18 protein-coding genes and 1 other RNA gene are annotated in these 23,808 nt (G+C 69.2%); 11 read left to right on the top strand and 8 right to left on the bottom strand.

What is annotated here, in order from left to right:
• The first annotated feature begins 102 nt into the window (after positions 1-102).
• From ABZ911_RS20000 to ABZ911_RS19990, 3 genes are read left to right on the top strand one after another with little or no spacing between them, the layout of a single operon-like run.
• Positions 103-1,242, top strand: a complete 1,140-nt coding sequence (locus ABZ911_RS20000) for an acyl-CoA dehydrogenase family protein (RefSeq protein WP_358057411.1) — start codon at positions 103-105, stop codon at positions 1,240-1,242.
• Positions 1,239-2,282: an acyl-CoA dehydrogenase family protein gene (locus ABZ911_RS19995; RefSeq protein ID WP_358057408.1), complete on the top strand. Its 1,044-nt coding sequence runs from the start codon at positions 1,239-1,241 to the stop codon at positions 2,280-2,282. The genes ABZ911_RS20000 and ABZ911_RS19995 overlap by 4 nt, the downstream gene beginning before the upstream one ends.
• Positions 2,282-3,781 carry an AMP-binding protein gene (locus ABZ911_RS19990; protein WP_358057405.1) on the top strand — a complete coding sequence of 500 codons (1,500 nt, stop codon included), beginning with the start codon at positions 2,282-2,284 and terminating at the stop codon, positions 3,779-3,781. Before ABZ911_RS19995 ends, ABZ911_RS19990 begins: the two co-directional genes overlap by 1 nt.
• Here ABZ911_RS19990 and ABZ911_RS19985 read toward each other — a convergent pair.
• From ABZ911_RS19985 to ABZ911_RS19960, 6 genes are all read right to left on the bottom strand, one after another.
• On the bottom strand, positions 3,767-4,891 hold the full coding sequence (locus tag ABZ911_RS19985; RefSeq protein WP_358057402.1) for a C45 family peptidase: 1,125 nt from the start codon (positions 4,889-4,891) through the stop codon (positions 3,767-3,769). The genes ABZ911_RS19990 and ABZ911_RS19985 overlap by 15 nt on opposite strands.
• Positions 4,892-4,926: 35 nt before the next feature.
• A complete protein-coding gene (locus ABZ911_RS19980; protein WP_358057399.1) occupies positions 4,927-5,883 on the bottom strand; it encodes a YafY family protein in 957 nt (318 codons plus the stop codon).
• An 83-nt stretch (positions 5,884-5,966) separates the two neighbouring features.
• Positions 5,967-6,749 carry a GNAT family N-acetyltransferase gene (locus ABZ911_RS19975; protein ID WP_358057396.1) on the bottom strand — a complete coding sequence of 261 codons (783 nt, stop codon included), beginning with the start codon at positions 6,747-6,749 and terminating at the stop codon, positions 5,967-5,969.
• Between the two features lie 19 nt (positions 6,750-6,768).
• Complete coding sequence (locus ABZ911_RS19970) at positions 6,769-7,851, bottom strand: M20 family metallopeptidase (RefSeq protein WP_358057393.1); 1,083 nt, start codon at positions 7,849-7,851, stop codon at positions 6,769-6,771.
• Entirely contained in the window at positions 7,848-8,870 is a 1,023-nt protein-coding gene (locus tag ABZ911_RS19965; protein ID WP_358057390.1) for a dipeptidase, read from the bottom strand. Before ABZ911_RS19965 ends, ABZ911_RS19970 begins: the two co-directional genes overlap by 4 nt.
• Positions 8,871-8,884: 14 nt before the next feature.
• Positions 8,885-10,369 (bottom strand): NAD(P)/FAD-dependent oxidoreductase, encoded by a 1,485-nt coding sequence (locus ABZ911_RS19960; RefSeq protein ID WP_358057387.1) that lies wholly within the window; start codon positions 10,367-10,369, stop codon positions 8,885-8,887.
• A 98-nt stretch (positions 10,370-10,467) separates the two neighbouring features.
• Here ABZ911_RS19960 and ABZ911_RS19955 point away from each other — a divergent pair, with 98 nt between their 5' ends.
• The 4 genes from ABZ911_RS19955 (at position 10,468) to rnpB (ending at position 13,850) form a co-directional block, all read left to right on the top strand.
• Positions 10,468-11,277 carry a Nif3-like dinuclear metal center hexameric protein gene (locus tag ABZ911_RS19955; protein WP_358057384.1) on the top strand — a complete coding sequence of 270 codons (810 nt, stop codon included), beginning with the start codon at positions 10,468-10,470 and terminating at the stop codon, positions 11,275-11,277.
• A 2-nt stretch (positions 11,278-11,279) separates the two neighbouring features.
• The gene (locus tag ABZ911_RS19950; protein WP_358057381.1) at positions 11,280-12,020 is read left to right on the top strand and encodes a C4-type zinc ribbon domain-containing protein; all 741 of its coding nucleotides are present in this window, start codon (positions 11,280-11,282) and stop codon (positions 12,018-12,020) included.
• Positions 12,017-13,219: a bifunctional RNase H/acid phosphatase gene (locus ABZ911_RS19945; RefSeq protein ID WP_358057378.1), complete on the top strand. Its 1,203-nt coding sequence runs from the start codon at positions 12,017-12,019 to the stop codon at positions 13,217-13,219. The genes ABZ911_RS19950 and ABZ911_RS19945 overlap by 4 nt, the downstream gene beginning before the upstream one ends.
• A gap of 234 nt (positions 13,220-13,453) precedes the next feature.
• Positions 13,454-13,850: RNase P RNA component class A (gene rnpB, locus ABZ911_RS19940), an RNA gene on the top strand.
• Positions 13,851-13,945: 95 nt separating this feature from the next.
• Here rnpB and ABZ911_RS19935 read toward each other — a convergent pair.
• Both ABZ911_RS19935 and ABZ911_RS19930 read right to left on the bottom strand, forming a co-directional pair.
• Positions 13,946-16,933 carry a discoidin domain-containing protein gene (locus ABZ911_RS19935; protein WP_358057375.1) on the bottom strand — a complete coding sequence of 996 codons (2,988 nt, stop codon included), beginning with the start codon at positions 16,931-16,933 and terminating at the stop codon, positions 13,946-13,948.
• Between the two features lie 69 nt (positions 16,934-17,002).
• Positions 17,003-18,079, bottom strand: coding sequence for an ROK family protein (locus ABZ911_RS19930; protein WP_358057372.1), 1,077 nt, complete (start codon positions 18,077-18,079; stop codon positions 17,003-17,005).
• A gap of 544 nt (positions 18,080-18,623) precedes the next feature.
• Between ABZ911_RS19930 and ABZ911_RS19925 the strand changes: the two genes are divergently transcribed.
• Genes ABZ911_RS19925 through ABZ911_RS19910 form a run of 4 tightly spaced genes read left to right on the top strand, consistent with a single transcriptional unit; the run spans position 18,624 to position 23,709 of the window.
• Positions 18,624-20,504, top strand: coding sequence for a DUF5107 domain-containing protein (locus ABZ911_RS19925; protein WP_358057369.1), 1,881 nt, complete (start codon positions 18,624-18,626; stop codon positions 20,502-20,504).
• Between the two features lie 42 nt (positions 20,505-20,546).
• Positions 20,547-21,869 (top strand): ABC transporter substrate-binding protein, encoded by a 1,323-nt coding sequence (locus tag ABZ911_RS19920; RefSeq protein ID WP_358057366.1) that lies wholly within the window; start codon positions 20,547-20,549, stop codon positions 21,867-21,869.
• 11 nt (positions 21,870-21,880) lie between these two features.
• Positions 21,881-22,861: a sugar ABC transporter permease gene (locus ABZ911_RS19915; RefSeq protein WP_358057363.1), complete on the top strand. Its 981-nt coding sequence runs from the start codon at positions 21,881-21,883 to the stop codon at positions 22,859-22,861.
• The gene (locus tag ABZ911_RS19910; RefSeq protein WP_358057360.1) at positions 22,861-23,709 is read left to right on the top strand and encodes a carbohydrate ABC transporter permease; all 849 of its coding nucleotides are present in this window, start codon (positions 22,861-22,863) and stop codon (positions 23,707-23,709) included. Before ABZ911_RS19915 ends, ABZ911_RS19910 begins: the two co-directional genes overlap by 1 nt.
• The last annotated feature ends 99 nt before the right edge of the window (positions 23,710-23,808 follow it).

Raw genomic sequence — 23,808 nt, 5'->3', positions numbered from 1 at the left:
GATTCGACCCCAAAAGCCAACAAATCTCCCTACAGAGCAATGCTCTGTACGGCTCCGGGGCGGCTGGTTAGAGTAAGTGAACACTGATGCCAAGGAGACGTCGTGAACCTTGATGACTACCGGCGCACGGCCAGGGCCTGGCTCGCGGAGAACGCGGGCACCGACGACCCCCGGGAATTCATGGCCAAGCTCTACGACGCCGGATACTCCGGCATCACCTGGCCGGAACAGTGGGGCGGACAGGGCCTGACCCAGGAGGAGGAGCGCGCCTTCGCCGCCGAGGCCCGCCACTACTCGCTGCCCCTCTACATCTTCTCCATCGGCCTCGGCATGACCGGGCCCACCCTGGTCGACCGCGGCAGCGACGAGCAGCGCGCGCGCTTCGTCCGGCCGCTGCTGCGCGGCGAGGAGGTCTGGTGCCAGCTCTTCTCCGAGCCGGGGGCGGGCAGCGATGTGGCCAGCCTGCAGACCCGCGCGGTCCGCGACGGCGACGACTGGATCGTCAACGGGCAGAAGGTCTGGACGTCGGTCGCCCAGCACGCCGACTGGGGCCTGCTGCTCGCCCGCACCAACGTGGACGTGCCCAAGCACCGGGGCCTGACCATGTTCGTGGTGAACATGCGCGATCCCGGCGTGACGGTGCGCCCGCTGAAGGACATGACCGGGCGGGCCTTCTTCAACGAGATCTTCTTCGACGACGTGCGCGTCCCCGACGCGCACCGGGTGGGCGAGGCCGACGACGGCTGGAGCGTCGCCGTCACGACGCTGCTGCACGAGCGGCTGTCGATCTCCGCGGGCGTCGGCATGAGCGGCCAGAAGGACGACCCCACCTCGCTGGAGGCGCTGCGCCGCAGGGTCGACGCCGCCGATCCCTATGTCCGCGACCAGCTCGTCGAGCTGCACATCCGCTCGCGCGCGCTGGCCCTGTTCAACCAGCGCCTGTCGCAGGAGACCCGGGCGGGGATCTTCCCCGGCGCCCGGGGCAGCGCCGCCAAACTGCTGCTGGCCGAGCTGACCATGTTCAAGGCCGACCTGGCCACCTCGCTGGCCGGGCCCGGTGCGCTCGTCGGCGACGACCCACTGGCCCACGCGCTGGCTCTGGCGCCCGCGATGGCCCTCGGCGGCGGCACGAACGAGATCATGCGCAACATCGTCGGCGACCGCGTGCTGAACCTGCCGCCCGAGCCCCGCGTGGACAAGACCGTGCCGTTCAAGGACCTGAAGGTGGGGACCCAGGCGTGAAACTCGTCCTCAGCCCGGAACAGCGGGAACTGCGCGCCGCGGTCCGCTCCTTCCTCGCCTCCGCCGCACCGCTGCCCGCCGTCCGCGCCGCCTTCGACTCGGCCGACGGCTACGACCGCGACGTCTACGCGCGCCTCAACGGCGAACTCGGCCTGTCCGGCCTGATCATCCCCGAGGAGTACGGCGGAGCCGGCGCGGGCCACGCCGACCTCGCCGTCGCCCTGGAGGAGACCGGCGCCGCCCTGCTCCCGGGCCCGTTCCTGGCCACCGTCCTCGCCACCATCGCGCTGACCCGCGCCCCGGACAAGGACCTGCTCACCGGCATCGCCGAGGGCCGGATCACCGCCACCTACCTCCTGGACGGCGCCCTCACCGGCGGGCCCGGCGGGCAGGGCGAGCTCCTGCTCGACGGCGTGGCCGAGCAGGTGATCAACGGCCTCGACGCGGACGTGATCCTCGCCGGGACCGAGCACGGCCTGGTGGCCGTGAACGCCACCGCCTCCGGGGTCGCCCGCGAAGCCCTCACCACCTTCGACCTCACCCGCCGCCAGGCCAGGGTCACCTTCGAGCGGGCGAGCGCGCGGGTGATCCCCGGCCCGGTCGAGGGGATCCGGGACCTGTTCGCGGTCGCGCTGGCGGCCGAGCAGCTCGGCGTGCTCAGGGCCGCGCTGGACGCCATCGTCGCCTACGCCAAAGTCCGGGTGGCTTTCGGCCGATATATCGGGTCTTATCAGGGAGTGAAGCACAAGCTCGCCGACATGCACGGCAAGCTCGAACAGGCCGAGTCGATCGTCCGCTACGCCGCCTGGGCCGCCGACGAGTCCCCGGCGGAGCTGCCCGAGGCCGCCGCCCTCGCCCAGGCCTACGTCGGCCGGGCCTGCTTCGAGGTGGCCCGCGACCACCTGCTGCTGCACGGCGGCATCGGCTTCACCTGGGAGCACGACGCCCACCTGTTCTACAAGCGGGCCAAGGCCGACGAGGTCCTGCTCGGCCCGCCGAGGACGCACCGCGTCCGACTCGCCGACCTGCTGGAGCTGTGATGGACATCAGCCAGTCGCCAGGCTTCTACGCGATCGCCGAGGCCGACCCCGACCGGCCCGCCGTGATCGACGCCGACGGCTGCACGACCAGCTACGGCGAACTGCTCGCCCGGGTCAACCAGGTCTCGCACGGCCTGCGGGCCCGCGGCCTGGGCGAGGGGGACGTGGTCGCGGGCGTGCTGCCGAACGGCCTGGACGCCGTGGTCATGCTGATGGCGACCGGGCAGATCGGGCTCTACCACGTGCCGGTCAACTGGCACCTCACCGAGCCGGAGATCGCCTACATCCTGGGCGACTCCGAAGCCCGGGTGGTGGTGGCCGGGGAGGCGTACGCGCGGGCCGTACCCGGGGCCGAGGTCGGGGTGGAAGGGCTGGCCGCCGGGCAGCCCACCGGCGCGCCCGCGGAACGCACCTCCGGGGCGGTCATGTGGTACACCTCCGGCACCACCGGCTTCCCCAAAGGCGTGCAGCGGGCGCTGCCCGGCGCGCCGCCGGAGTCGGTCGTGCCGCTCTACACCTGGTTCCTCGGCGAGGTGTGCGACCTGAGGCCGGGCGACGGCGTGCACCTGGTGACCTCGCCGATGTACCACTCCGCGCCCTGCGCGCACACCCAGTTCGCGCTGCACCTGGGGCACACCGTGGTGATCACGCCGAAGTTCGAGCCGGTCGGCATCCTCGAACTCGTCGCACGCCACCGGGTGACGAACGCGATGATGGTGCCGACCATGTTCCACCGGATGCTGCAACTGCCCGACGAGGTCAAGGCGGCGTACGACGTGTCCTCGCTGCGGCAGGTGATCCACACCGGGGCCGCCTGCCCGATCGCGGTCAAACAGGGGATCATGGACTGGTGGGGGCCGGTGCTGTACGAGTACTACGGCTCCACCGAGTCCGCCATCGCCTTCGCCGTCAAGCCGCGCGACTGGCTGGCCAGGCCCGGCACCGTCGGCAGGCCCGCGCCCACGTTCGAGGCGAAGATCCTCGACGAGGCCGGCATGGAGCTGCCCGCGGGCGAGCCCGGCATGATCTACATCAAGTCCTCGCTGGGCACCTTCGAGTACCGCAAGGACCCGGTGAAGACCGCCTCCAGCATGCGCGGCGAGTGGTACACCCCGGGCGACATCGGCTTCCTGGACAAGGACGGCTTCCTGTTCCTGTGCGACCGGCGCACCGACCTGATCGTCTCGGGCGGGGTCAACATCTACCCCGCCGAGATCGAGGCCGCGTTCCTGGAGCACCCGGCCGTCGCCGACGTGGTGGTCATCGGCGTGCCCGACGCGGAGTGGGGGCACAACGTGGTCGCGCTGGTCCAGCCCGTGGAGGGCGTCACGCCCGGCCCCGAGCTGACCGCCGGGCTGATGGCGCACTGCGTGCCGCGCCTCGCCAGGTTCAAGCACCCCAAGGTGGTCGAGTACCGCGACGAGCTGCCCCGCACGCCGACGGGGAAGCTGTCGCGCGGCAAGGTCCGCGAACAGTACCTGGCCTCAGCGGGCGGCTGAGAGCACGACCTCCTCGGTGTAACGCGGACCGTCCGGGCCGTCGCCCAGGTAGAAGCGGGTGGACAGGGTACGGTCCGCCGTGTCGAACACGCTGCTCCAGGTGGTCCGCCACGGCTTGGCCGGATCGGCGTCCACCTGGACGGCCCGCATGCTCTCCCGCAGGTCGTCCGGCGACATCGTGACGCCCTTGCTGCGCTCGTGCAGCGTGCGCAGCCGCCGGAAGGTGTCGAAGGTCAGCTCGGTGTCCTCCGGCAGGTTCATCGGATCCGGGTGGCGGTGCAGCAGGTGGTTGGTGACGCACAGCGGCCCGTCGCCGAGGTCGACGATGTGCTCCCGGCCGTCCGAGCCGCGCTCCCACACGAACGCCCGCCCGCTCGCGTCGGCGACGAGGTAGTGGCAGGGCAGCCCGTGGTCGTACTGCTTGGCCCCGAGCAGCGCCTGCTTGGCCTGCTCGGCGTTCTCGCAGGTGTCCATGAGGAACCGGGGGAGGTGGAGCTGGCCGAGCCCGACCTGGGCCGTGGAGTCCTGCGGCGGTTCGGCGGTGGCGACGTCGGCCATCAGCAGCGCCACCGACAGGCCCGCCTCGTTGATCCCGTCCATGCAGCCGTCCAGGTCCATCATGGTGATGACCGTGCTGGCCAGGCCCTCGTCGGGCAGCGTGGTGATGACGTGCGGCCTGGCCGCCATCGGCAGTTCGCCCGGGGTGGCGGCGCCGCCCATCACCTCGCCGGTGGTGCTGGTGAAGAAGTCGTAGTTGCGGCCGATCCGTCCATGGCCGTCGGAGGAGGCGGACGGCGGGCACCACAGGGCCGAGCAGCCGGAGTCCACCGGCAGGCCGTACTGCCCGTCGAGCACGAGGTCGTCCTGGTTCGGGTCGAGGCCGAGCACGGCGGCGGCGCCGTCCATCCGGGCGTGGTGCTGCGGCCAGTGCCGCTCGAACCAGGCCATCCGGGCCCGGTTCACCACCGGATCGCCGGGGACGGGGGCCCAGCCGAGCCGCCTGGCCTCCTCGGCCAGCGCCCGGCCGATCTCGAACTGGCTGCCGGTGACGGTGAGGTGGCGGACGAGCTGGAAGTCGTTCCTGCTGCCCGCGATCTGCTTGATGTCCATGCCGTACAGCGTGCGGCGGGGCGCTGACCGTCCCCTTACCGGCCGCTGACCGCGCGCTGGTAGCGGGCGGCGACGCGCAGCAGGCGGTCGGCCAGCTCCGGCGGGTCCAGCACCTCGAAGTCCACGTCGAGGTAGCCGATCCACACCGCGATGGCCGTCAGGTCGTCGCCGCCCGTCCGCATCAGGCAGCTCCGCTCGTCGACCGGCTCGATGTCCATTCCCGCAGGCAGCCCCCGCATCCGCTCCGCGGGCGCGTGCAGCAGCACCGTCGCCTGGTACCGCCACATCGCGGTGTTGATGCCCTTCTCCACGTACCCGGCGAAATCCCCGTCCTCCGGGAGCTGGCGCGCCGCGAAGCGCGGCCCTGTGGGCGTGCGCGGGACGAGCCGGTCCACCCGGAACGTCCGCCAGTCCTGCCGCTCCACGTCCCAGCCCACCAGATACCAGCGGCCACGCCGGTGCACCAGCCGGTACGGCTCGACGTCGCGCGTCGTCGCCGTGCCGTCGTGCCCGGTGTAGTCGAAGCGCAGCCGCTCGCGGTCCCGGGCGGCGTTCGCGATCGTGGTCAGCGTCTCCGGCGGAACCTCGGGCGCCGTGCCGGGGATCTGGACCGTGTAGGCGTGCAGCGCGTTCACCCGGCGCCGCAGCCGGGACGGCAGCACCTGCTCCAGCTTGGCCAGCGCGCGCACCGAGGTCTCCTCGATACCGGCCACCCCGCCGCCCGCGGCGCGGCCGAGCCCGACCGCGACGGCCACCGCCTCGTCGTCGTCGAGCAGCAGCGGCGGCAGCGCCGCCCCCGCGCCCAGGCGGTAGCCGCCCGAGACGCCCGGGGTGGCGTGCACCGGATAGCCGAGGCTGCGCAGCCGCTCCACGTCGTTGCGCACCGTCCTGGTGGAGATGCCGAGCCGTTCCGCCAGCTCCGGCCCTGACCAGTCCTTGTGCGCCTGCAGCAGGGAGAGCAGCTTGAGCAGGCGGGCCGAGGTTTCCAGCATGCGTCCATTTTGCCCGCTATCGCGGAAGAATGCCTTCCGCGATAGGACGGCCTTGCCGACTAGCTCTTGGGACTCCAGCAGCCTCAGGAATCCCCGTGAATCCCCCGGTTAACCACATACTCGCCCTCGGGGGTGAATCCCACGACCTTCCCCCTGGCGGCCATCAGCCCGCCCAGCACCTCCCGTACGGCGAACCGCCACGCCTTGGCGGCCTCGGGGTCGGTGTGGCGCAGCTTCTCGATGTCCTCCGGCGTGCCCACCAGCACCACGTCCCCCTCGACCGTCCCGGCCACCGGCCGCCCCTCCACCTCCCGCAACCCCACCACGCCCCGGTACGGCTCCCGCGCCGGAACCTGCTCCTCCTCCAGCCGCCACACCGCCAGCACCCGGTCCGACGCGTCCCCCTCGTTGATCGCGTCGGCCATCGGGCCGTAGAAGTCCTCCAGGTACTCCCCGGGCATGGCGCCCAGCTTCACCAGGTTGAAGTGCGCGTTACGCCGTACCAGCGGGTCGAACGTCCAGGTGATCCATCCGATGCCGCGCTCCCGGCACCACTCCCGCTGGTGCAGCTTGAGCGCGTACCCGATGCCCCGGCCGATCGACGCGCCGGTGACGTGCGAGTGCAGGCCGCCGCCCGCCGCCAGGAGCGCGACGGACGCCCCGACGAGCGCGCCGTCCTCGTAGGCGCCCGCCAGGTACCCGCCGGCGTGCGAGATGACCTTCATCAGCTCGACCGTCACCGGCGGGTTACCGGGCTCGGGCCGCCAGATGACGTCGAACAGCCGGAAGACCTCCGCGAACTCGCGCATCTCGCGCAGCTCGCGGATCTCCACGCCGCTCCTGGCGGCCGCCTGCTGGTAGTCCACGCCTGGAACCTACCCAGGCTCAGGACGTCGCTAGCACCGCCTCGACCAGGCCGCGCAGCAGCGCCGTCCGGTGCGGCATCTCGGCCACGATCACGTGCTCGTGGTCGGCGTGCGCGCCGCCGCCCACCGCGCCCAGGCCGTCGAGCGTCGGGCAGCCCACCCCGGCGGTGAAGTTGCCGTCCGAGGCGCCGCCCACCGACGCCGACAGCAGCGGCGGCTGACCGAGCCGCGCCGCGATCGACTGGGCCAGCTCGAACAGCCCCGCCGAACTCGCCGCCTCCAGCGGCGGCCGGTTGGGCCCGCCGCGCACCTCCAACCGGGTGCCCGCCGTGTGCGGGGTGAGGGCGTGCATCAGCTCGTCCAGCCGGGTCTGGGCGCGTACCGTCGGCACCCGCACGTCCACGCCCACCCGCGCCTCGGCGGGCACCGTGTTGAGCGTGGTGCCGCCGGACAGGACCGTCGGGGTGACCGTGACCCCCGGTGTGCCCTCCTCGGCGGCCATGCCGGCGATGCGCAGGATCTGGTGGGCCAGCTCGACGCCCGCGTTGGCGCCGTTCCACGGCTCCAGGCCGGAGTGCGCGGCCTTGCCGTACACGTCGAGGTGGTAGATCGAGGTGCCCTTGCGCTCGGTCTTGAGCGCGCCGCCGTCGGCGCTGGCCTCCAGCACGAACGCGGCCGCCAGGCCGCGGGCGCTGTCCTGGATCAGCGGCGTGGAGCTGATCGACCCGACCTCCTCGTCACCGGTGATCAGTACGCTCACCCCGTCGAGCGAGCCGAGCCCGGACAGCGCGTGGAACATCTGCACCAGGCCCGCCTTCATGTCGAAGACGCCCGGTCCGCGCGCGACGCCGTCGACCAGCGACCACGGGTGCCGCTCCAGCGTGCCCATCGGCCACACCGTGTCGTGGTGGCCGACCAGCAGCACCCTCGGCGTGCCGAAGGTCCAGCGCAGGTGGGTGACGCCGTCGATGACGATGTACTCGGGCTCGGCGCCGAGCAGCCTGCTGCCCTGCGCCGCCACCACTTTGGCGCTGCGCGCGACCGCCTCCAGGTCGGCGGAGAAGGACTCGCAGCGCACCAGTTCCTCAAGGTCCTCGATCACGCGAGCACCGCCTTGAACAGCCGCTGGACGTTCGTGCCGAGCACCTTGACGATCTCCTCTTCGGTGAAACCCCGCTTGAGCAGGGCGTCGGTGACCATGGGCAGGCCCTCGGGACCTTCGAGCCCGGGGATGGCGGCCAGTGAATCGATCCCGCTGTAGCTGGCGTCGTCGCAGCACGGGGGAGTGAGGTCGGTGGTGACCTCGCGCATGAAGTCCGGGCCGAGCCCGACGTGGTCGATGCCGGCGACCTGCGCCACGTGCTCGATGTGGTCGACCAGGTGGTCGATCGTGCACGAGCGGGCGTCCTCGGTGAGGAAGGCGGCCAGGAAGTTCACGCAGACCACGCCGCCGGTGGCGGCCACGCCCCTGAGCTGCTCGTCGGTGAGGTTGCGGTGGTGGTCGCGCAGCGCGCGGGCCGCCGAGTGGGTGGCCATGAGCGGTTTGGTGGCCAGCTCCAGCACGTGCGTCACGCCGGAGGCGCCCAGGTGGGAGACGTCGAAGACGATGCCGAGGCGCTCCATCTCCTGGAGCGCGGCCACGCCGTGCGAGGTCAGGCCGCTGCCCGTGGCGTCCTCGCCGCTGCCGTCGGCCAGCGGGGTACGGCCCCAGTGCGCGATGGAGGCGACCCGGACGCCGAGCCGGTACAGCGTCGGGATCAGTTCCACGCTGGCGTCCAGGCCGGGCATGCTCTCCATGGCCAGGACCAGGGCGATCCTGCCGTCGGCCAGGGCCTGGTCGATCTCGGCGGAGTCGCGGCAGAGCCGTACCCGGTCGGCGTTGCCCTCGGCGAGGACGTGCGCGCACTCGATCATGCGGAGGGTCTGCCTGAGCGCGCCCTCGGGGCGGTACTCGCTGTCGATGAACACCGGCAGCACCTGGAGGTTCACCCCGCCCGCTTCCAGTTGCGGCAGCCATCGCTCGCGGAAGAAGGCGGACCATCGCCCGGGAGGCCGGGCGGAGACCGCCATGAGCAGGTCGTTATGCGTGTCGGCCACGACGGCCCTGTGGTGCAACGTCATGACGGCGACGTTATCTAGCCGAAGCGGTAGGCGGGAAGCGGGGGCATGCCGGTGAGCCTGCGGTAGAGCGGAGTGGGGCCCGGCCAGTTGTTGGTGACACGGCCCGCCGCGTTCTGGTACCAGCTCTGGCAGCCGTCGCCCCACACCATGGTCTCCAGCGTGGCGTCGAGCCGGCCGCGCCACGCGGCCATCGCCGCCGGCCTGACCTCCATCGGGCCGTGCTCCGTGAGGTGTGGCAGGCAGGACATGATGTGCCTGACCTGGCATTCGAGCATGAAGATGATCGAGTTGTGGCCCAGGTTGGTGTTGGGGCCGTACAGCAGGAACAGGTTCGGGAAGTTCGGCACCGCGATGCCGAGGTACGCCTCGGCGCCGTCCCGCCACTGCTCGCTCAGCGTGCGCCCGCCGCGTCCGGTGAACTCGATCGGCGACAGGAACTCCGTCGTCCGGAAGCCGGTGGCGTAGATGATCGTGTCCGCTTCGCGGAGTTCGCCGTCGGCCGTCTCCACCCCCGCGGGGACGATCCGGCTGATCTTCTCGGTCACCACTTCGACGTTCGGCCTGGTCAGGGCCGGGTAGAAGCTGCTGTCGATGACCACGCGCTTGCAGCCGAGGGGGTAGTCGGGGGTGAGCTTGGCGCGCAGCTCCGGGTCGGGGACCTGGGCGCGCAGGTGGCCGAGGGCGCTTCTCCTGGCCAGGTTCTCCGACCAGCCTCGGGCCAGGGCGGAGTACAGGACGGCCTCGGCGTAGCGGTAGATCCACTCGCGGTAGGCGCGCTGCAGGCCGGGGACGACGCGGAAGGCCAGCCTGGTCAGGGGGCCGAAGGTGGCGTCCGCCTTGGGGATGACCCAGTTGGGGGTGCGCTGGTAGACGTCGAGGTGGGCGACCTTGGGGGCGATGCGGGGGATGAACTGGGCGGCGGAGGAGCCGCTGCCGATCACGGCCACGCGCCTGCCGGTGAGGTCGTGGGCGTGGTTCCAGCGGGCCGAGTGGAAACTCGTGCCCTCGAAGGTGGAAATTTCGGGTATGTCGGGGAGGGCGGGGCGGTTGAGCTGACCTACCGCGGCCACCACCACGTCGAACGACTCCGTCGCCGGGGAGACCGGCGCGGAGGTCGCCGCCGGGCCTGGCGCGCCGGCCGTCGTGGGAGCCGTGGTCACCTGCCAGCGGGAGCCGTCGAACGCGGCGGACGCGACCTCGGTGCCGAACCGGATTTTTCGCCTGACGTCGTATTTATCAGCACATCGGTTGAGGTATTCGAGGATCTCCGGCTGCTCGGGGTAGCGGCGGGTCCAGCTCGCGTACTTCTCGAAGGAGAAGGAGTACAGATGCGAGGGGATGTCGCAGCCCGCCCCCGGATAGGTGTTGTCCCGCCAGGTCCCGCCGAGATCGCCCGCCTTCTCGAACACCGTGTACGACGTGATCCCGGCCCGTTCGAGCTGGATCGCCATGCACAGCCCGCCGAATCCCGCGCCGATGATCGCGACCCTTGGCGTCATACCCGCCCCTCCGCATGTCAGAATGCGCTTACCGTACGCCGAACCATGTTCGGATGACAGTCCCGGTGTTCATGCTCCCCGGCCGGTAGTCTGCCCAGGTGGCTGGAGCGACACTGACAGATGTCATCAAAAAGCTGGAGGCGGCCTACCCGCCGGCCAGGGCCGAATCGTGGGACGCGGTGGGCCTGGTGTGCGGAGACCCCGCCCTGACCGTGCGCCGGGTGCTGTTCGCGGTCGACCCGGTGGCGGCGGTGGCCGACGAGGCGCTCGACTGGGGCGCCGACCTGATCGTCACCCACCACCCGCTGTACCTGCGCGGCACCACCAGCGTCGCCGCGACCACGCCCAAGGGTCGGTTGGTGCACACCCTCATCAAGAATGACATCGCCCTCTACACCGCCCACACCAACGCCGACGTCGCCAATCCCGGCGTCTCCGACGCGCTGGCCCGCGCGGTCGGCCTGGTCGGCGACCTGGTGCCGCTGCGGCCGTTCGACGACGACCCGTGGCGCGGCCTCGGCCGCGTCGGCGACCTGCCCCGGCGGATGACGCTCGGCGAGTTCGCCGAGCAGGCCGCGGCCGGGCTGCCGCGCGCGCCCGGCGGCCTGCGCGTGGCCGGCGATCTGTCCCGCCCGGTCTCCAGGGTGGCCGTCAGCGGGGGCGCGGGCGACTCCCTCCTCGGTACGGCTCGCGCCGCCGGCGTCGACGTCTTCCTCACCGCCGACCTCCGCCACCACCCGGTCAGCGAGTTCGTCGAGGCGGGCGGCCCCGCCCTGATCGACGCCGGGCACTGGGCCACCGAGTGGCCCTGGCTCGACAGCGCGGCGTCCATCCTGGCCTCGAGTGGCGTTAACGTTGAGACGCGCGTCTCCGCCACGGTCACCGATGCTTGGACAAGAGGATATTGATCATGAAAGCAGCCCCTGAAGCCCAGAAGCGACTGCTCGACCTGGCGGCGCTCGACTCGGTGATCGACCGCCTGGCGCACCGCCGGCGCACCATGCCCGAGCTCGCGGAGATCGACGAGCAGTCGAAGCGCCACGCCAAGCTCGCCACCCAGGTGATCGCCGCCGAGACCGAGGCCGGCGACCTGGCCCGCGAGCAGACCAAGGCCGAAGGCGACGTCGACACCGTGCGCACCCGCGCCGAACGCGACCAGAAGCGCCTCGACTCCGGCCAGGTCACCTCCCCGAAGGACCTGTCCAGCCTGCAGTCCGAGATCGCCTCCCTGCACCGCCGCCAGGGCGACCTCGAAGAGGTCGTGCTGGAGATCATGGAGCGCCGCGAGGCGGCCGACACCAAGGTCACCGAGCTGAGCGCGCAGCGCGACGAGCTGTCCGCCGCCCGCGCCGCCGCCGAGGACCGCCGCGACGCCGCGTTCGTCGTCATCGACAAGGAGGCGTCCGAGGCCCAGGCCAAGCGCGGCACCCTCGCCGCCGACATCCCCGCCGACCTGCTCAGCCTCTACGAGAAGCTCAGGGGCCAGTACGGCGTGGGCGCCGCGATGCTGCACGGCGGACGCTGCCAGGGCTGCAAGGTGTCGCTGTCCATCGCCGACATGAACCGCATCAAGGCCGCCCCGCACGACGAGGTGCTGCGCTGCGAGGAGTGCCGCAGGATCCTGGTCCGGACCCCCGAGTCAGGCCTGTGACCACGTACGTCATCGAGGCAGACGGCGGTTCCCGGGGCAACCCCGGCCCCGCCGGGTACGGCGCCGTGGTCATGGACGCCGCCGACGGCCAGGTGCTGGCCGAGGCCGCCGAGGCGATCGGCGTCGCGACCAACAACGTCGCCGAGTACAAGGGGCTGATCGCCGGGCTGGCCGAGGTGCTGCGGCTGGCCGGGGACGGGGCCGAGGTCCGGGTCCGGATGGACTCCAAGCTGGTGATCGAGCAGATGGCCGGCCGTTGGAAGATCAAGAACGAGGGGTTGCGCCCGCTCGCCCTCGAAGCCCGCGACCTGGCGCGCCGCCTGCGCGTCCGCGAGTGGACATGGATCCCCCGCGAACGCAACAAGCACGCCGACCGCCTGGCGAACGAGGCCATGGACGCCGCCGCCAAGGGCCTGACCTGGAAGGCGAGCGGCACGACCGCCCCCTCCCGGACGCCGCGGACCGGGGCGCACGAGCAGACCGATCTGCTTGACTCGGGCGACATTTCCGATCTGTCGGCTCCGTCCGCCTCGCAGGTCTCCGGCGAGCGGACCAAGGGCACCGGCTGGGCGCCGCCGACCAGGGTGGCCACCTCGCTGCTGCTGCTCAGGCACGGCGAGACCCCGCTGTCGGTCGAGCGCAGGTTCTCCGGCCTGGGCGATCCCGAACTCACGCCGAGGGGCCTGGCCCAGGCGTCCGCCGCCGCCGAGAGGCTCACGCGCGAGCCGTACCGGATCGATGTCATCGTCAGCTCGCCGCTGAAGCGGGCCCGGCAGACCGCCGAGGCCGTCGCCGGGCGGGCCGGGCTCGACGTCGTCGTGGACGAAGGGCTCAGGGAGACCGATTTCGGCGCCTGGGAGGGCTACACGTTCACCGAGATCCAGCGACGCTGGCCCGCCGAACTGGCCGCCTGGCTGGCGGACCCGGCCGTCGCGCCGCCGGAGGGGGAGAGCTTCCAGGAGGCGGCGCGGCGGGTCCAGGCGACCAGGGACAGGCTGGTCGAACGCTACGAGGGCCGGACGATCCTGGCCGTCTCGCACGTCACGCCGATCAAGCTGCTGCTGCGGTTCGCGCTGATGGCGCCGCCGGAGGCGCTGTACCGCATGCATCTCGACCTGGCGTGCCTGTCCCTGATCGAGTACTACGCGGACGGCAACGAGGTCGTGAAGGCGTTCAACGACACCTCACACCTGCGCTGAAGCGGTAGCCGTACCTCGACCACCGGGCTGAAGGCGGGCCGCACCCGCCCCGTCGCCCCTCCGGTGGTCGTGGATCCCCGCCGACCGTATGGTCGGCCGCGCCGGACACCGCCAGGTGGCCCGGCGCGGCCGAAGGGCGCCACCGCCCCCTCAGGCGGTGACGTGGACCATTCCACCTTGTTGATCTTGTCGATCGGTTGGAGATCGGTTGGGGGTTGCTAAGCTGTGCGCAGACGAGCCGGCCGGGCGGCCGCGTCGGGTTCCTCCGGGAGCCCGCCGAGGAAGGTCCGGGCTCCACAGGGCAGGGTGGTCGGTAACACCGACCCGGGGTGACCCGCGGGAAAGTGCCACAGAGAGCAGACCGCCTCCCGCCTGCGGGAGGTAAGGGTGAAAGGGTGGTGTAAGAGACCACCAGCGCCCACGGTGACGTGGGCGGCTAGGTAAACCCCACCCGGAGCAAGGTCAAGAAGGGGCGCCTCGTAAGAGACGTTCCGCGCGCGGCGTTCGAGGACGGCCCGTCCGAGTCGCGCGGGTAGACCGCTTGAGGCCGTCGGCAACGACGGCCCTAGATGGATGGTCGCCGGTCGGCGCAAGCCGATCACAGAACCCGGCCTACAGGCCGGCTCGTCTTCTTCTCCCTCCGGCCGCGCCTCGCGAACGCGAGGTTTCAGGAACGGGTGCCCCGATCCGCCCTGTGGGGGATCGGGGCTGTCTTGGTTCACATCCCTAGGGGTGCTGCTTCCCGTTGACGGTGAAGTTGGTGATGTGTCCGCTGGGGTTGGCGGAGTTGAAGGTCATGTTGACCCGGAGGTATCGGGCTGTTGTGGTGAGGGCGTAGCTGTCACCGGTGGTGGTGGCCCGAGTGTCGTTGTTCTTGGTGGCGATGGTGGTCCAGGTGGTGCCGTCGGTGCTGGCCTGGATGTTGTAGCGGTAGTAGCGGGTGCCGTCCGCGTAGTTGGTGATGGTGACGTTGCTCAGGTCGTAGACGTTCTGCAGGTCGACCTGCCACCACTGCGGCAGCGGTCCGGCCGCCCAGTAGGAGCCGGTGTTCGAGTCGACGGCTCGCTCTGGGGTGGCGCCGGGCTCGCTGCTCTGGGCCGTGGCGGGCTTGTCCAGCGCCAGATTGGGTGCTGGTAGTCCGTTGACGGTGAAGTTGGTGATGTGTCCGCCGGAACCGGCGGTCATGTTGACCCGCAGGTATCGGGCTGTCGTGTTGACGGCGTAGCTGTCACCGGTGCTGGTGGCCGGAGAATCGTTGTCCTTGGTTGCGACGGTGGTCCAGGTGCTGCCGTCGGTGCTGGCCTGGATGTTGTAGCGGTAGTAGCGCGTGCCGTCCGCGGAGTTGGTGATGGCGACGTTGTTCAGGTCGTAGACGTTCTGCAGGTCGACCTGCCACCACTGCGGCAGCGGCCCGGTGGCGGCCCAGGACGTTTCCGGGTTCGAGTCGACGGCTCGCTCGGGGGTGGCGCCGGATTCGCTGCTCTGGGCCGTGGCGGGCTTGTCCAGCGCCAGATTGGGTGCTGGTAGTCCGTTGACGGTGAAGTTGGTGATGTATCCGCTGGAACCGGTGGAATTCGCGGTCATGTTGACCCGCAGGTATCGGGCAGCCGCATGGACGGCGTAGCTGTCACCCTTTTTGGTGGCCCGAGTGTCGTTGTTCTTGGTTGCGACGGTGGTCCAGGTGGTGCCGTCGATGCTGGCCTGGATGTCGTAGTGGTAGTAGCGGGCGCCGCGCACGTGGTTGGCGATGGTGACCTTGCTCAGGTCGTAGACGTTCTGCAGGTCGACCTGCCACCACTGCGGCAGCGGTCCGGCCGCCCAGTAGGAGCCTGTGTCCGAGTCGACGGCTCGCTCTGGGGTGGCGCCAGGCTCGCTGCTCTGGGCCGTGGCCGGCTTGTCCAGGGCCAGATTGGGGGCTTGCCCGACCGGCTTGAGCTTGAGCGTCTGCTCGGATGCCTTGCGGGCGTCGCCCACCGGACTGCCGGTCTTATCCGTCCAGGACCGTGACGGGGTGGTCTCGGCCAGGCGGTCGGAATCCGACGACATACCGAGAACGAGGCCGCTGTACCGGTTGACGAGCCGGTAGGAATTGGAGGGTGACGTGTTCTTGATGATGAACCACTGCTGTCCGACACTCCAGTTCACCGGGGTGGCGGTGAGCTGAGTCGCCCATGCGCGGGTGGCTGTGGTGGAGGAGTCGACTCCGAGGGCGTGCCCCGTGCCGGAGTTGATGATGGTGTAAGATCCGTCCCCGGTTGGGTGGAATGACCAGGCTTTCAGGGCGGAGCCGGTGGGTGAGGACACGGATGTGGTCGCCGATGAGCCGGACACCTGGGCGAGAGTCCTGCCGGAGGTGCTGGTGATCCGGTACGACAGGCTTGGGTCGACCGGCGCGGCCGGGTTGGAGGTGCCGATGGTGATCTCGCGCCACTCCGCACGCCCGCTCGGGCAGCTGTAGTCGCAGTACTCGCGGTAGGTGCGGCCCACGATCGTCCCGCTGGTCTTGCTTCCCGTATCGGCGAACCAGTGGTACCAGTAGTCGCCGTAGGTGATGTCTCCGGTGTCGCCGATCTGGTGCCACTTCTGCGTGGAGAGATCATCGGTCACGAACAGCGGCTCGGCATGCCGGGAATCGTTCGGGTTGATCGGGTTGGCTGCGGCGAGGTACAAGCCCAGGTAGGCGTTGTAGGTGACGCTCATGTACAGGAGTGGCGACTGGCCGGGCATCTTGCCGGCGGCAACTTGTTCGTCGATGTAGCCGGTGTTGGCCGGGTCGTACTCGTCGGCGACGGGGGTGTAGCCGTTGGGGTTCGACGACGTCACCGGGACGATGTTGCTTTCCTTGCCACCGACGCCCGGCTCGCCCCAGGCCCCGTCGAACCACTTCTGCCAGGTTCCGGTCGCCATCTTGCCCGACATGGGCGCTCTGGCCACATGCTCGTACCGCATGCTCCAGTTGCCGGAACCGCCGGGCTTGTTGATGATCGTGGAGCCGTAGTAGACGTAGAAGTAGCCGGATGCCGCATCGACGAACAGGCGCTGGTCGCCGTCCCCGTAGTAGTAGGTCTGGTTCGGGAACGCCGCGGTGTCACCTCGGTTCGTGCTGTACGGCGAGGTGAGCACGTGGCCCTTGATGTCCCAGGTTTTACCCTGGTCGGTCGAGACGGCGTAGTCGATCGAATCGTAGTGCATCCCGTCGCCGAACGGGCCCATGGTGAACTCGTTGTGCACCAGGCCGATCCAGTCGCCGGTGTCGGGATCGACCCAGGTCCCGATGAGATCGCAGTAGTTCTTCTGGAGCGTGCTCCCGGCGGGAGTGGTGGCGATGCGGCCCGTCGGGCTGTTGTTGCAGCGCCAGGTGGTGTCGTTGTTGCGGTCCAGGCTGTTGGCCGGGTTCACGGCGTCGCTGATCGCTGACGATCGTGATGCGTCGTCCAGATTCGTGCCTGTGAAGAAGTCCCAGTGCCGCGGGTCTTTCGGGCCGTACAGGGCCGCGGACTGCTGGGTGTAGAAGGTGCCGTCCTTGTCGACGAACAGCGACGCCGGGGAGTCGCTGACGTACTGGTTGCGGCCTGAGGCCCCCGTCGTGACGCTGTACGTGGTGTCCGGGGGAAGCGGGGGTGCTGCCCACGCGGCCACCGGTGCCGTCACGACGACCGCGGTGGTCGCGACGGTGGTGGTGAAGGCTGCGAGAATCTGGCCTAAGCCTGACATGAACCCTCCCTGTATTTTCGGAGGCACATAAATAAGTGCCTTGAGTAAAGAGGTGGGTCCGCCAGGTTGTCAAGGGGCCATCCGGATCGCGGCCGGCGTCAGCTGGGTGCCGCTGTCCAGTGTCGATATGCGCTGCTGAACAGTGTCCAAGGCCAGCCGGACCGCGCCGAAGCCCACCGACTCCTCGCCCAGCTGGGAGGCCTCCAGGCGTGGATTGTGGGGGCAACTGCGGGCCAGCCGTTCGCCGAGGAGGGGGAGGAGCAGGTCGGCGGCGTAGGCGAAGCCGCCGCCGAGCACCACCAGATCGGGGTCGATCGTCAAGGCCATGGCGGTCAGCCCGCGGGCCACATCGGTGGCGAACTGCTCCACGGCCGCGACGGCGGTGGCGTCGTGGTCGCGTGCGGCCTGGAACACCTGTTTCGCGGCATGGCTGCGATCGCTCACCGGGTCGGGTGCGGCCGCGGCCAGCCGTTCTGCGGCGTCGTGCCAGCCGAACTCGTGGATCTCCCCGATTTCGCCGGCGGCGCCGGCCGAGCCGCGGTGCAGTTGGCCGGCGATGACCAGCCCGACCCCCAGCCGTACACCGGTCAGCAGGTAGATCATGGTGTCCGCGTGGTGCCCACGCCAGCGTTCGGCCAGGACGGCCAGGTTTCCGTCGTTGGCCACGGAGACCGGGCAGCGCAGAATGCCGGCCAGGTGCTTGCCGGGGTTGACGCCCACCCAGCCGGGAAGCACGGCCGACTTGGTGACGCCGCCCTCCGGATCGACGATGCCCGTGGTCCCCACCGCCCCGGCCCACACGCCGACCTCGTCGAGCTTGGCGGCGGCAAGCGCTGCCCGCAGTACGGCCTCGGCGGCGGCCAGCCGGTCGGGCGCGGAATCATACGGCGACACCTTGACGCGGTGGCTGCCGACGATCGTCCCGGCAAGGTCGGCGACGTAGACGGAGATCGCGTGCGCTCCGATGTCTATCCCGGCCACATGGCCGACGTCGGCCCGGAACCGGTACCCGCGCGCCGGCCTCCCCAGGCGTTTCCCGTTCGGACCGGCCTCGCTGCTGGCCAGCCAGCCGTGCGCCTCCAGCGACTCGGTCACCACGTTCGCTGTGCGCCACGACAGCCCGGTCTGGTCGGCGATCTCCCGCATGACCCGAGGTGTCCCATCACGTAGCACGGCCAGCACTGACAGCTCGTTGGCTCGGCGGACTATCGTCTGATCCCTGGCGGCACTTGGCATCGGCTCGGTCACGACCCTGCTCTCTCCTTGACATCCACCTTGGGCTTTGCGGTCCTTCCCGCTATTTGTATGCGACTACGAAAATACATGAGGACCTGCGGGTGCTGAGCGGCTTGGAGTCCGCAGGCATGCCGTAAGCCACCGATGTTGACGAAGTGAGCGCCGTCCCATGCTGGGCTGCCTGTCAAGCCGTAGCAACGGCGTCGCACCCTGTCCGCCTGCCGGCCCGCCGGGGAACGAATCGGTAACGGCATGGCCGCCACCCCTTGACGACGCGCATGGACTGGACTTTTACTTCGAGCACTTATTTATGTGACATCTAAAAGTCTGCGGGCGACCCTCGTCTCCGGCAGGTCGATCGATCCGATCGTGAAGGTGGTTGGCGAATGAAGGCGACATGGGCAGTGGTCGTTGTGGTCACTCCGACAGGACGACCCGTCGCTGAGGTGGGCCGATGAGCAAGGTCCGTTTGTCGGCTATGAGAATCCCAGTGGCTGATCTGGGCGACGACAATCCGCTGCCCTCGCTGGTCACCACGGAGTTGGTCACCGCTCCCGCACAGGTGGCGGAGGCCGACGAGACTATGGCCCGCAACCTGGGCTACGGGCGGGTGGCGTCCGTGCTGCCGTACACCATTCAGGACGGATACCCCCGGGACCTGACCGACCGGGCACTCCCGACCGCCGTTGTCGAAAGCAACGTCCTGCGGGCCGAGTTCCTTCTTGGCCTGGGCGGGCGGATGTGGTCGCTTGTGCACAAGCCGACCGGGCGGGAGTTGCTGCACCGCAACCCCGTGGTGCAACTGGCGAACTTGTCCCTGCGGAACGCCTGGTTCGCCGGTGGTGTCGAGTGGAATCTGGGCACGACCGGCCATACCGCGCTGACCTGCGCGCCCGTACACGCCGCTCGGGTCCTCCGGCCGGATGGCATCGAGGTGCTCCGGTTGTGGGAGTGGGAACGGATGCGCGGGCTGGTGTATCAGCTCGACGTATGGGCCCCGGCCGACTCACCGGTCTTGTTCGTCCAGGTCAGGATCCTCAACCCGAATCCGCACGAGGTGCCTGTCTACTGGTGGTCCAACATCGCCGTCCCCGAGGAACCGGGCATGCGCGTGCTGGCGCCCGCGTCCCACGCCTGGCGCGGGCATGACGGCGTGACGCTTGAGTACGTCACCGCCCCCGATGATGATCCCTTCGCGTTGAAGCGCGCTACTGATCACTTCTTCGATATCCCCCGCGAGCAGAGAAAGTGGATCGCCGCGCTCATGGCGGACGGTTCGGGCCTGGTGCACACGTCAACGGACCGGTTGGCCGGGCGGAAGCTGTTCGTGTGGGGCCAGGGCACTGGCGGACAACGCTGGCAGGAGTGGCTGTCCCCGCCGGGCTTGCCCTATCTGGAGATTCAAGGGGGCCTGGCCCGTACGCAACTGGAGCACCTTCCCCTGCCTGCCGGCGAAAGCTGGTCGTGGGTCGAGGCTTATGGGCTGCTGCGTGCGGACGGCGATCCAGAGGCGGCACTGGAGGCCATGCTGCCGAGGTCCACTGTGGACGGTATTGAGGGATGCCTCGACCAGCCACCCACCGAAATGCTCTACGCGGGTTCCGGCTGGGGCGCATTGGAGTCCCGGCTGCGCAGGCTCGACTTGCCCGGTACCCCCTTCGCCGCTTCCACTCTGGGTCCGGATCAGGAGCCTTGGCGGCAACTGCTGGAAACCGGTCAGATGACCGCGGGATCGCCTACGAAGGCGCCGGTGTCCTACCAGGTCGGCCCCGCGTGGCAGGCGCTCCTGGAGGCGGCCACCCCGAACTGGGTGACGCTGCTGCATCTGGGCGTCGCGCTGCACCACTCCGGCGACCCCGACGGCGCGTTCTCGGCATGGACGTCGTCGGTGGCCAGTGCGCGCAACCCATGGGCACTGCGCAATCTGGCCGTGCTCGCGCGGCAGTCCGGCGACATCCACCTGGCGGCAGACCTGCTTCGCGAAGCACACGGCATGGTGCCGCTCGTGCGCGCGCTCGCCGTGGAAGCCGTGGACGCGCTTCTGGAAATCGATCCCGCAGAAGCACTGGCGTTCATCGACGAGCTCGCCCCCGAGCTGCGCACACATGGCCGGATCCGCATGCTCGAATGTACGGCCGCGGTCGGGGCCGGCCGACTGGAACGGGCAACGCGCATGGCCGACGCCAGCCTGGTCGTCGACGACCTGCGCGAGGGCGAGGACTCTCTCGGCGAACTGTGGTTCCGCTACCACGAGGCCCGTCATTCTTCACTGCCACCGCAGCGTGTGCGTGAAGAGAACCCTGTCCCCAGACCCTACGACTTCCGGATGGGGTGACACGGCTCCAAACGGACTGTCTCAACTGGAAGAAGGATGTCCATGAAGGTTTTCCGGCAACGGCGAGTGTTCCGCGCCGTCGCGGTCGCGATGTTGGTCACGGCACCCCTTGCCGCCTGTGGTGGCAAGGGGGCCGCCACCGAAGCGGGTGGCGAGCTGACCTACTGGTCCATGTGGAAGCAGGGCGAGGATCAGCAGAAGGTGCTCCAGGCTGCCATCGACCAGTTCACCAAAACCACCAAGATCAAGGTCAATGTCCAGTGGAGTGGCCGCGACGTGCTCAAGACCGTCGCCGCGAGGTTGAACACCGGCAACCCGCCTGACCTGACCGACCAGGACGGCGGCGCGATCGCCGGCAACCTCGCGAAGGTCAACGGCGTGATGGGCCTCGGTGACCTGTACTCCGCGACCATCGACGGCGAGAGCAAGAAGGTGGGCGACGTGATCCCCGCCGGCCTGCTGAACACGTACAAGACGAGCGGCGGTGAGCCCTACATCGTGCCCTACGAGGTCGTGGGCTCGACCATCTGGTACAACGCCGGCGCCGACAACGGCCTGGCCGCCAAGCCGCCGGGGACCTGGGATGAATTCATCGCCTGGCTCGACGCCCAGAAGGCGAAGGGCCGGACGCCGCTGGCGCTCGACGGGGACATCAAGTTCTACGACGCCTACTGGACCACCTGGTCCATCATCCGGCACGGCGGCCCTGGCCTGCTCAACAAGGCCGCACAGGACAAGACCGGCGCGACGTTCGACGACCCGGCGTTCCTCGCGGCGGCGAAGGACATCGAGAAGCTGATCAAGGGCGGCTACATCGTCAAGGACTTCAACGGAACGAAGTGGCCGGCGCAGCAGAACAACTGGGCCGCCGGCAAGACGCCGACCGACATCCTGCTCATGGGCACCTGGGCGCCGAGTGAGACCGGTCCGCAGGCCGCGCCCGGGTTCGAGTACCGCTCATTCCCCTTCCCCTCGGTCGCCGGAGGCAAGGGCAACGGCGCCGCCGATGCCGGGGTCATCGGTTTCGCGATTCCGGCCAAAGCCAAGCATGCGGCTGAAGCCAAGAAGTTCATTCAGTTCTTCATGAACAAGGATCGTCTCGCCGGAATCTCGTCCGAAGCCAAGAACCTCACCCCGCGTGCCGACGTTGCCGCTCCGGCCGCGCTCGCCGACTACCAGAAGGAGTTCCTGGCCGCCGGCTCGAACTTCTTCCTGCCCGGCGACAACGCCTCCGCGGTCGCGCCGCAGTGGGTGAGCAACGTGTGGGAGCAGGCCAACGCGGACTTCTTCAACGGCAAGCTGGACGCGGCTGGTTTCGTCAAGCGGCTCAAGGACGAGACCGTCAAGCTCTACGAGAACGGCTGACAGATCCGCTCATGAGCGACAACATCGCGGGCGGCGGTGGCGCTGCCGCCGCCCAGACCTCAGGCTCCTCCCGGAGATCGGCCCCACCGAAGCAGGTCGGTGCCCTGAGCCGGCAGCGCAGAAAGCTGTACTGGCCGTTCGTCGCACCGGCCCTCGTGGTGTACCTGACGCTCTTCTTCGGCCCGGCACTGACCGGCATCTGGATCAGCTTCCAGTCGTGGCGCGGCTCCGGGGACCAGATGCGGTTCGTCGGCACGCGAAACTATGTGCGCCTGTGGAACGACACCGCTTTCATGACCGCGTTCGGCAACTCCCTGAAGATCCTGGTCGTCTGCGGCGTGGCCATCTTCGTCCTGGCCTTCGTGATCAGCGCGGTTCTCCGTGAAATGAAGTTCCGCAAGGGCCTGCAAGCGCTGCTGTTCCTTCCCTACATCATTTCGCCGATAGCCATCGGTGTGGGGCTGGGACTTCTCCTGGACCCGAACGGCCTGGTCAACACCGGGCTGCGAGGAGTGGGCCTCTCGTCGCTCGCCAAGCCCTGGCTGTCGCCGGACCGCCTGTTCGCCACCATCCTGGTCGGCATCGTGTGGGTCACCGCCGGCTTCTATGTCATGCTGCTCATGGCCAGCGCTGACCGGATCCCGGGGTACTTCTATGAGGACAGCGAGTTGGCGGGCGCGAACAAATTTCAGCAGTGGTGGTACGTGACATTGCCGCTGAGCTGGGACGTCGTCGCCATCTCCGCGGTGCTCTGGGTCATCAACTCGCTGAAGATCTTCGAGTTCGTCTACGCCTTCACCGGCACCACCGACGCTCCACCCGAGCAGGCGCGCACAGTACCGATCTACCAGTTCGTGATGACAATGGGCGGCCGTAATCCGGCATACCAAATGGGTTATGGGTCCGCGATGGGTGTCGCCATGGTGGTGCTGATCGTCGTTCTGGTCGTGCTGATACGGCGGGTCATGCACCGCGAGGCGGTGACGTTCTGATGAGTAAATTTCTGGTCCGTACGGCACGCAGCCTCGTGTGGCTGTGGGCCGCATTCAACGTCTTCCTGTTCGCCTGGATCGCGTTCACGTCGCTGAAAAGCAGCCGTGAAGTCTTCGACGCACCGCTCAAGCTCCCGGCCAGCCCGCAATGGGCCAACTATGAGAGCGCGTGGAGCGTGTCGCAGATGGGCGAAGGCTTCATCAACTCGCTCGTCATCGTCGCGGCAGCGTCAGTCACCACGATCGCCCTCTCAGCTCCAGCCGCGTACATGCTGAGCCGCCGCGACATGCGTTCGGCCGGGCCACTGACCACCTTCTTCGCCGTCGGCATGGGCATACCGCTCCAGGCCGCGATCATTCCCATCTTCGTCCTCATGCAGAACGTGTCGCTGATATTCAGCGACACGTTCGGTTGGTGGGACGACCGCATCAGCCTCTACGTCATCTACGTGGCCATGTCGCTGCCCTTCAGCATATTTCTGCTGACCGGCTTCTTCCGAACGCTGCCTCCTGAAATGGAGGAGGCGGCCGCTCTCGACGGAGCCGGCGGACTGCGCATATTCGCCACAATCATGCTCCCACTGGCCCAGCCAGGCCTGATCACCGCACTCATCCTCACGGTGGTCAGCCTGTGGAACGAGACCCTCCTCGCCCTGATGCTCATCGTGGAGAACGACAAGTACACCCTGCCGCAGGCATTACTCGGCCTTTATCAGACCATGCAGTACACGTCGAACTGGGGCGGTCTGTTCGCCGGCGTCGTCATCGTGGTGCTGCCGATCATCATCGTTTACATCTGGCTGGGCAGCCGGATTATCGAGGGTATGACGGTGGGCGCCGATAAGTGACATGGAGGAGCCCCGGCGGCCAAGGCGGTGGCGGCCGGGGCTCCGTCGCGTCCAGTTGAGGGGAAGGCTGGACGAGCTCTTGGCGTGGGACGCTACCAG

Origin of the sequence: Nonomuraea sp. NPDC046570 (assembly GCF_040645915.1) — a bacterium.
GTDB lineage: Bacteria > Actinomycetota > Actinomycetes > Streptosporangiales > Streptosporangiaceae > Nonomuraea.
Note: the sequence above shows the minus strand (reverse complement) of the source record. Positions and strands in the feature narration are given on the sequence as shown.

Bases quoted from the DNA above. Each gene is read 5' to 3' on its own strand.
- ABZ911_RS19990 (WP_358057405.1), top strand. From the start codon at position 2,282: ATGGACATCAGCCAGTCGCCAGGCTTCTACGCGATCGCCGAGGCCGAC.
- ABZ911_RS19935 (WP_358057375.1), bottom strand. From the start codon at position 16,933: ATGTCAGGCTTAGGCCAGATTCTCGCAGCCTTCACCACCACCGTCGCG.
- ABZ911_RS19965 (WP_358057390.1), bottom strand. From the start codon at position 8,870: ATGACGTTGCACCACAGGGCCGTCGTGGCCGACACGCATAACGACCTG.
- ABZ911_RS19910 (WP_358057360.1), top strand. From the start codon at position 22,861: ATGAGTAAATTTCTGGTCCGTACGGCACGCAGCCTCGTGTGGCTGTGG.
- ABZ911_RS19960 (WP_358057387.1), bottom strand. From the start codon at position 10,369: ATGACGCCAAGGGTCGCGATCATCGGCGCGGGATTCGGCGGGCTGTGC.
- ABZ911_RS19915 (WP_358057363.1), top strand. From the start codon at position 21,881: ATGAGCGACAACATCGCGGGCGGCGGTGGCGCTGCCGCCGCCCAGACC.
- ABZ911_RS19950 (WP_358057381.1), top strand. From the start codon at position 11,280: ATGAAAGCAGCCCCTGAAGCCCAGAAGCGACTGCTCGACCTGGCGGCG.
- ABZ911_RS19980 (WP_358057399.1), bottom strand. From the start codon at position 5,883: ATGCTGGAAACCTCGGCCCGCCTGCTCAAGCTGCTCTCCCTGCTGCAG.
- ABZ911_RS19920 (WP_358057366.1), top strand. From the start codon at position 20,547: ATGAAGGTTTTCCGGCAACGGCGAGTGTTCCGCGCCGTCGCGGTCGCG.
- ABZ911_RS19930 (WP_358057372.1), bottom strand. From the start codon at position 18,079: ATGCGGGAGATCGCCGACCAGACCGGGCTGTCGTGGCGCACAGCGAAC.
- ABZ911_RS19925 (WP_358057369.1), top strand. From the start codon at position 18,624: ATGAGCAAGGTCCGTTTGTCGGCTATGAGAATCCCAGTGGCTGATCTG.
- ABZ911_RS19985 (WP_358057402.1), bottom strand. From the start codon at position 4,891: ATGGACATCAAGCAGATCGCGGGCAGCAGGAACGACTTCCAGCTCGTC.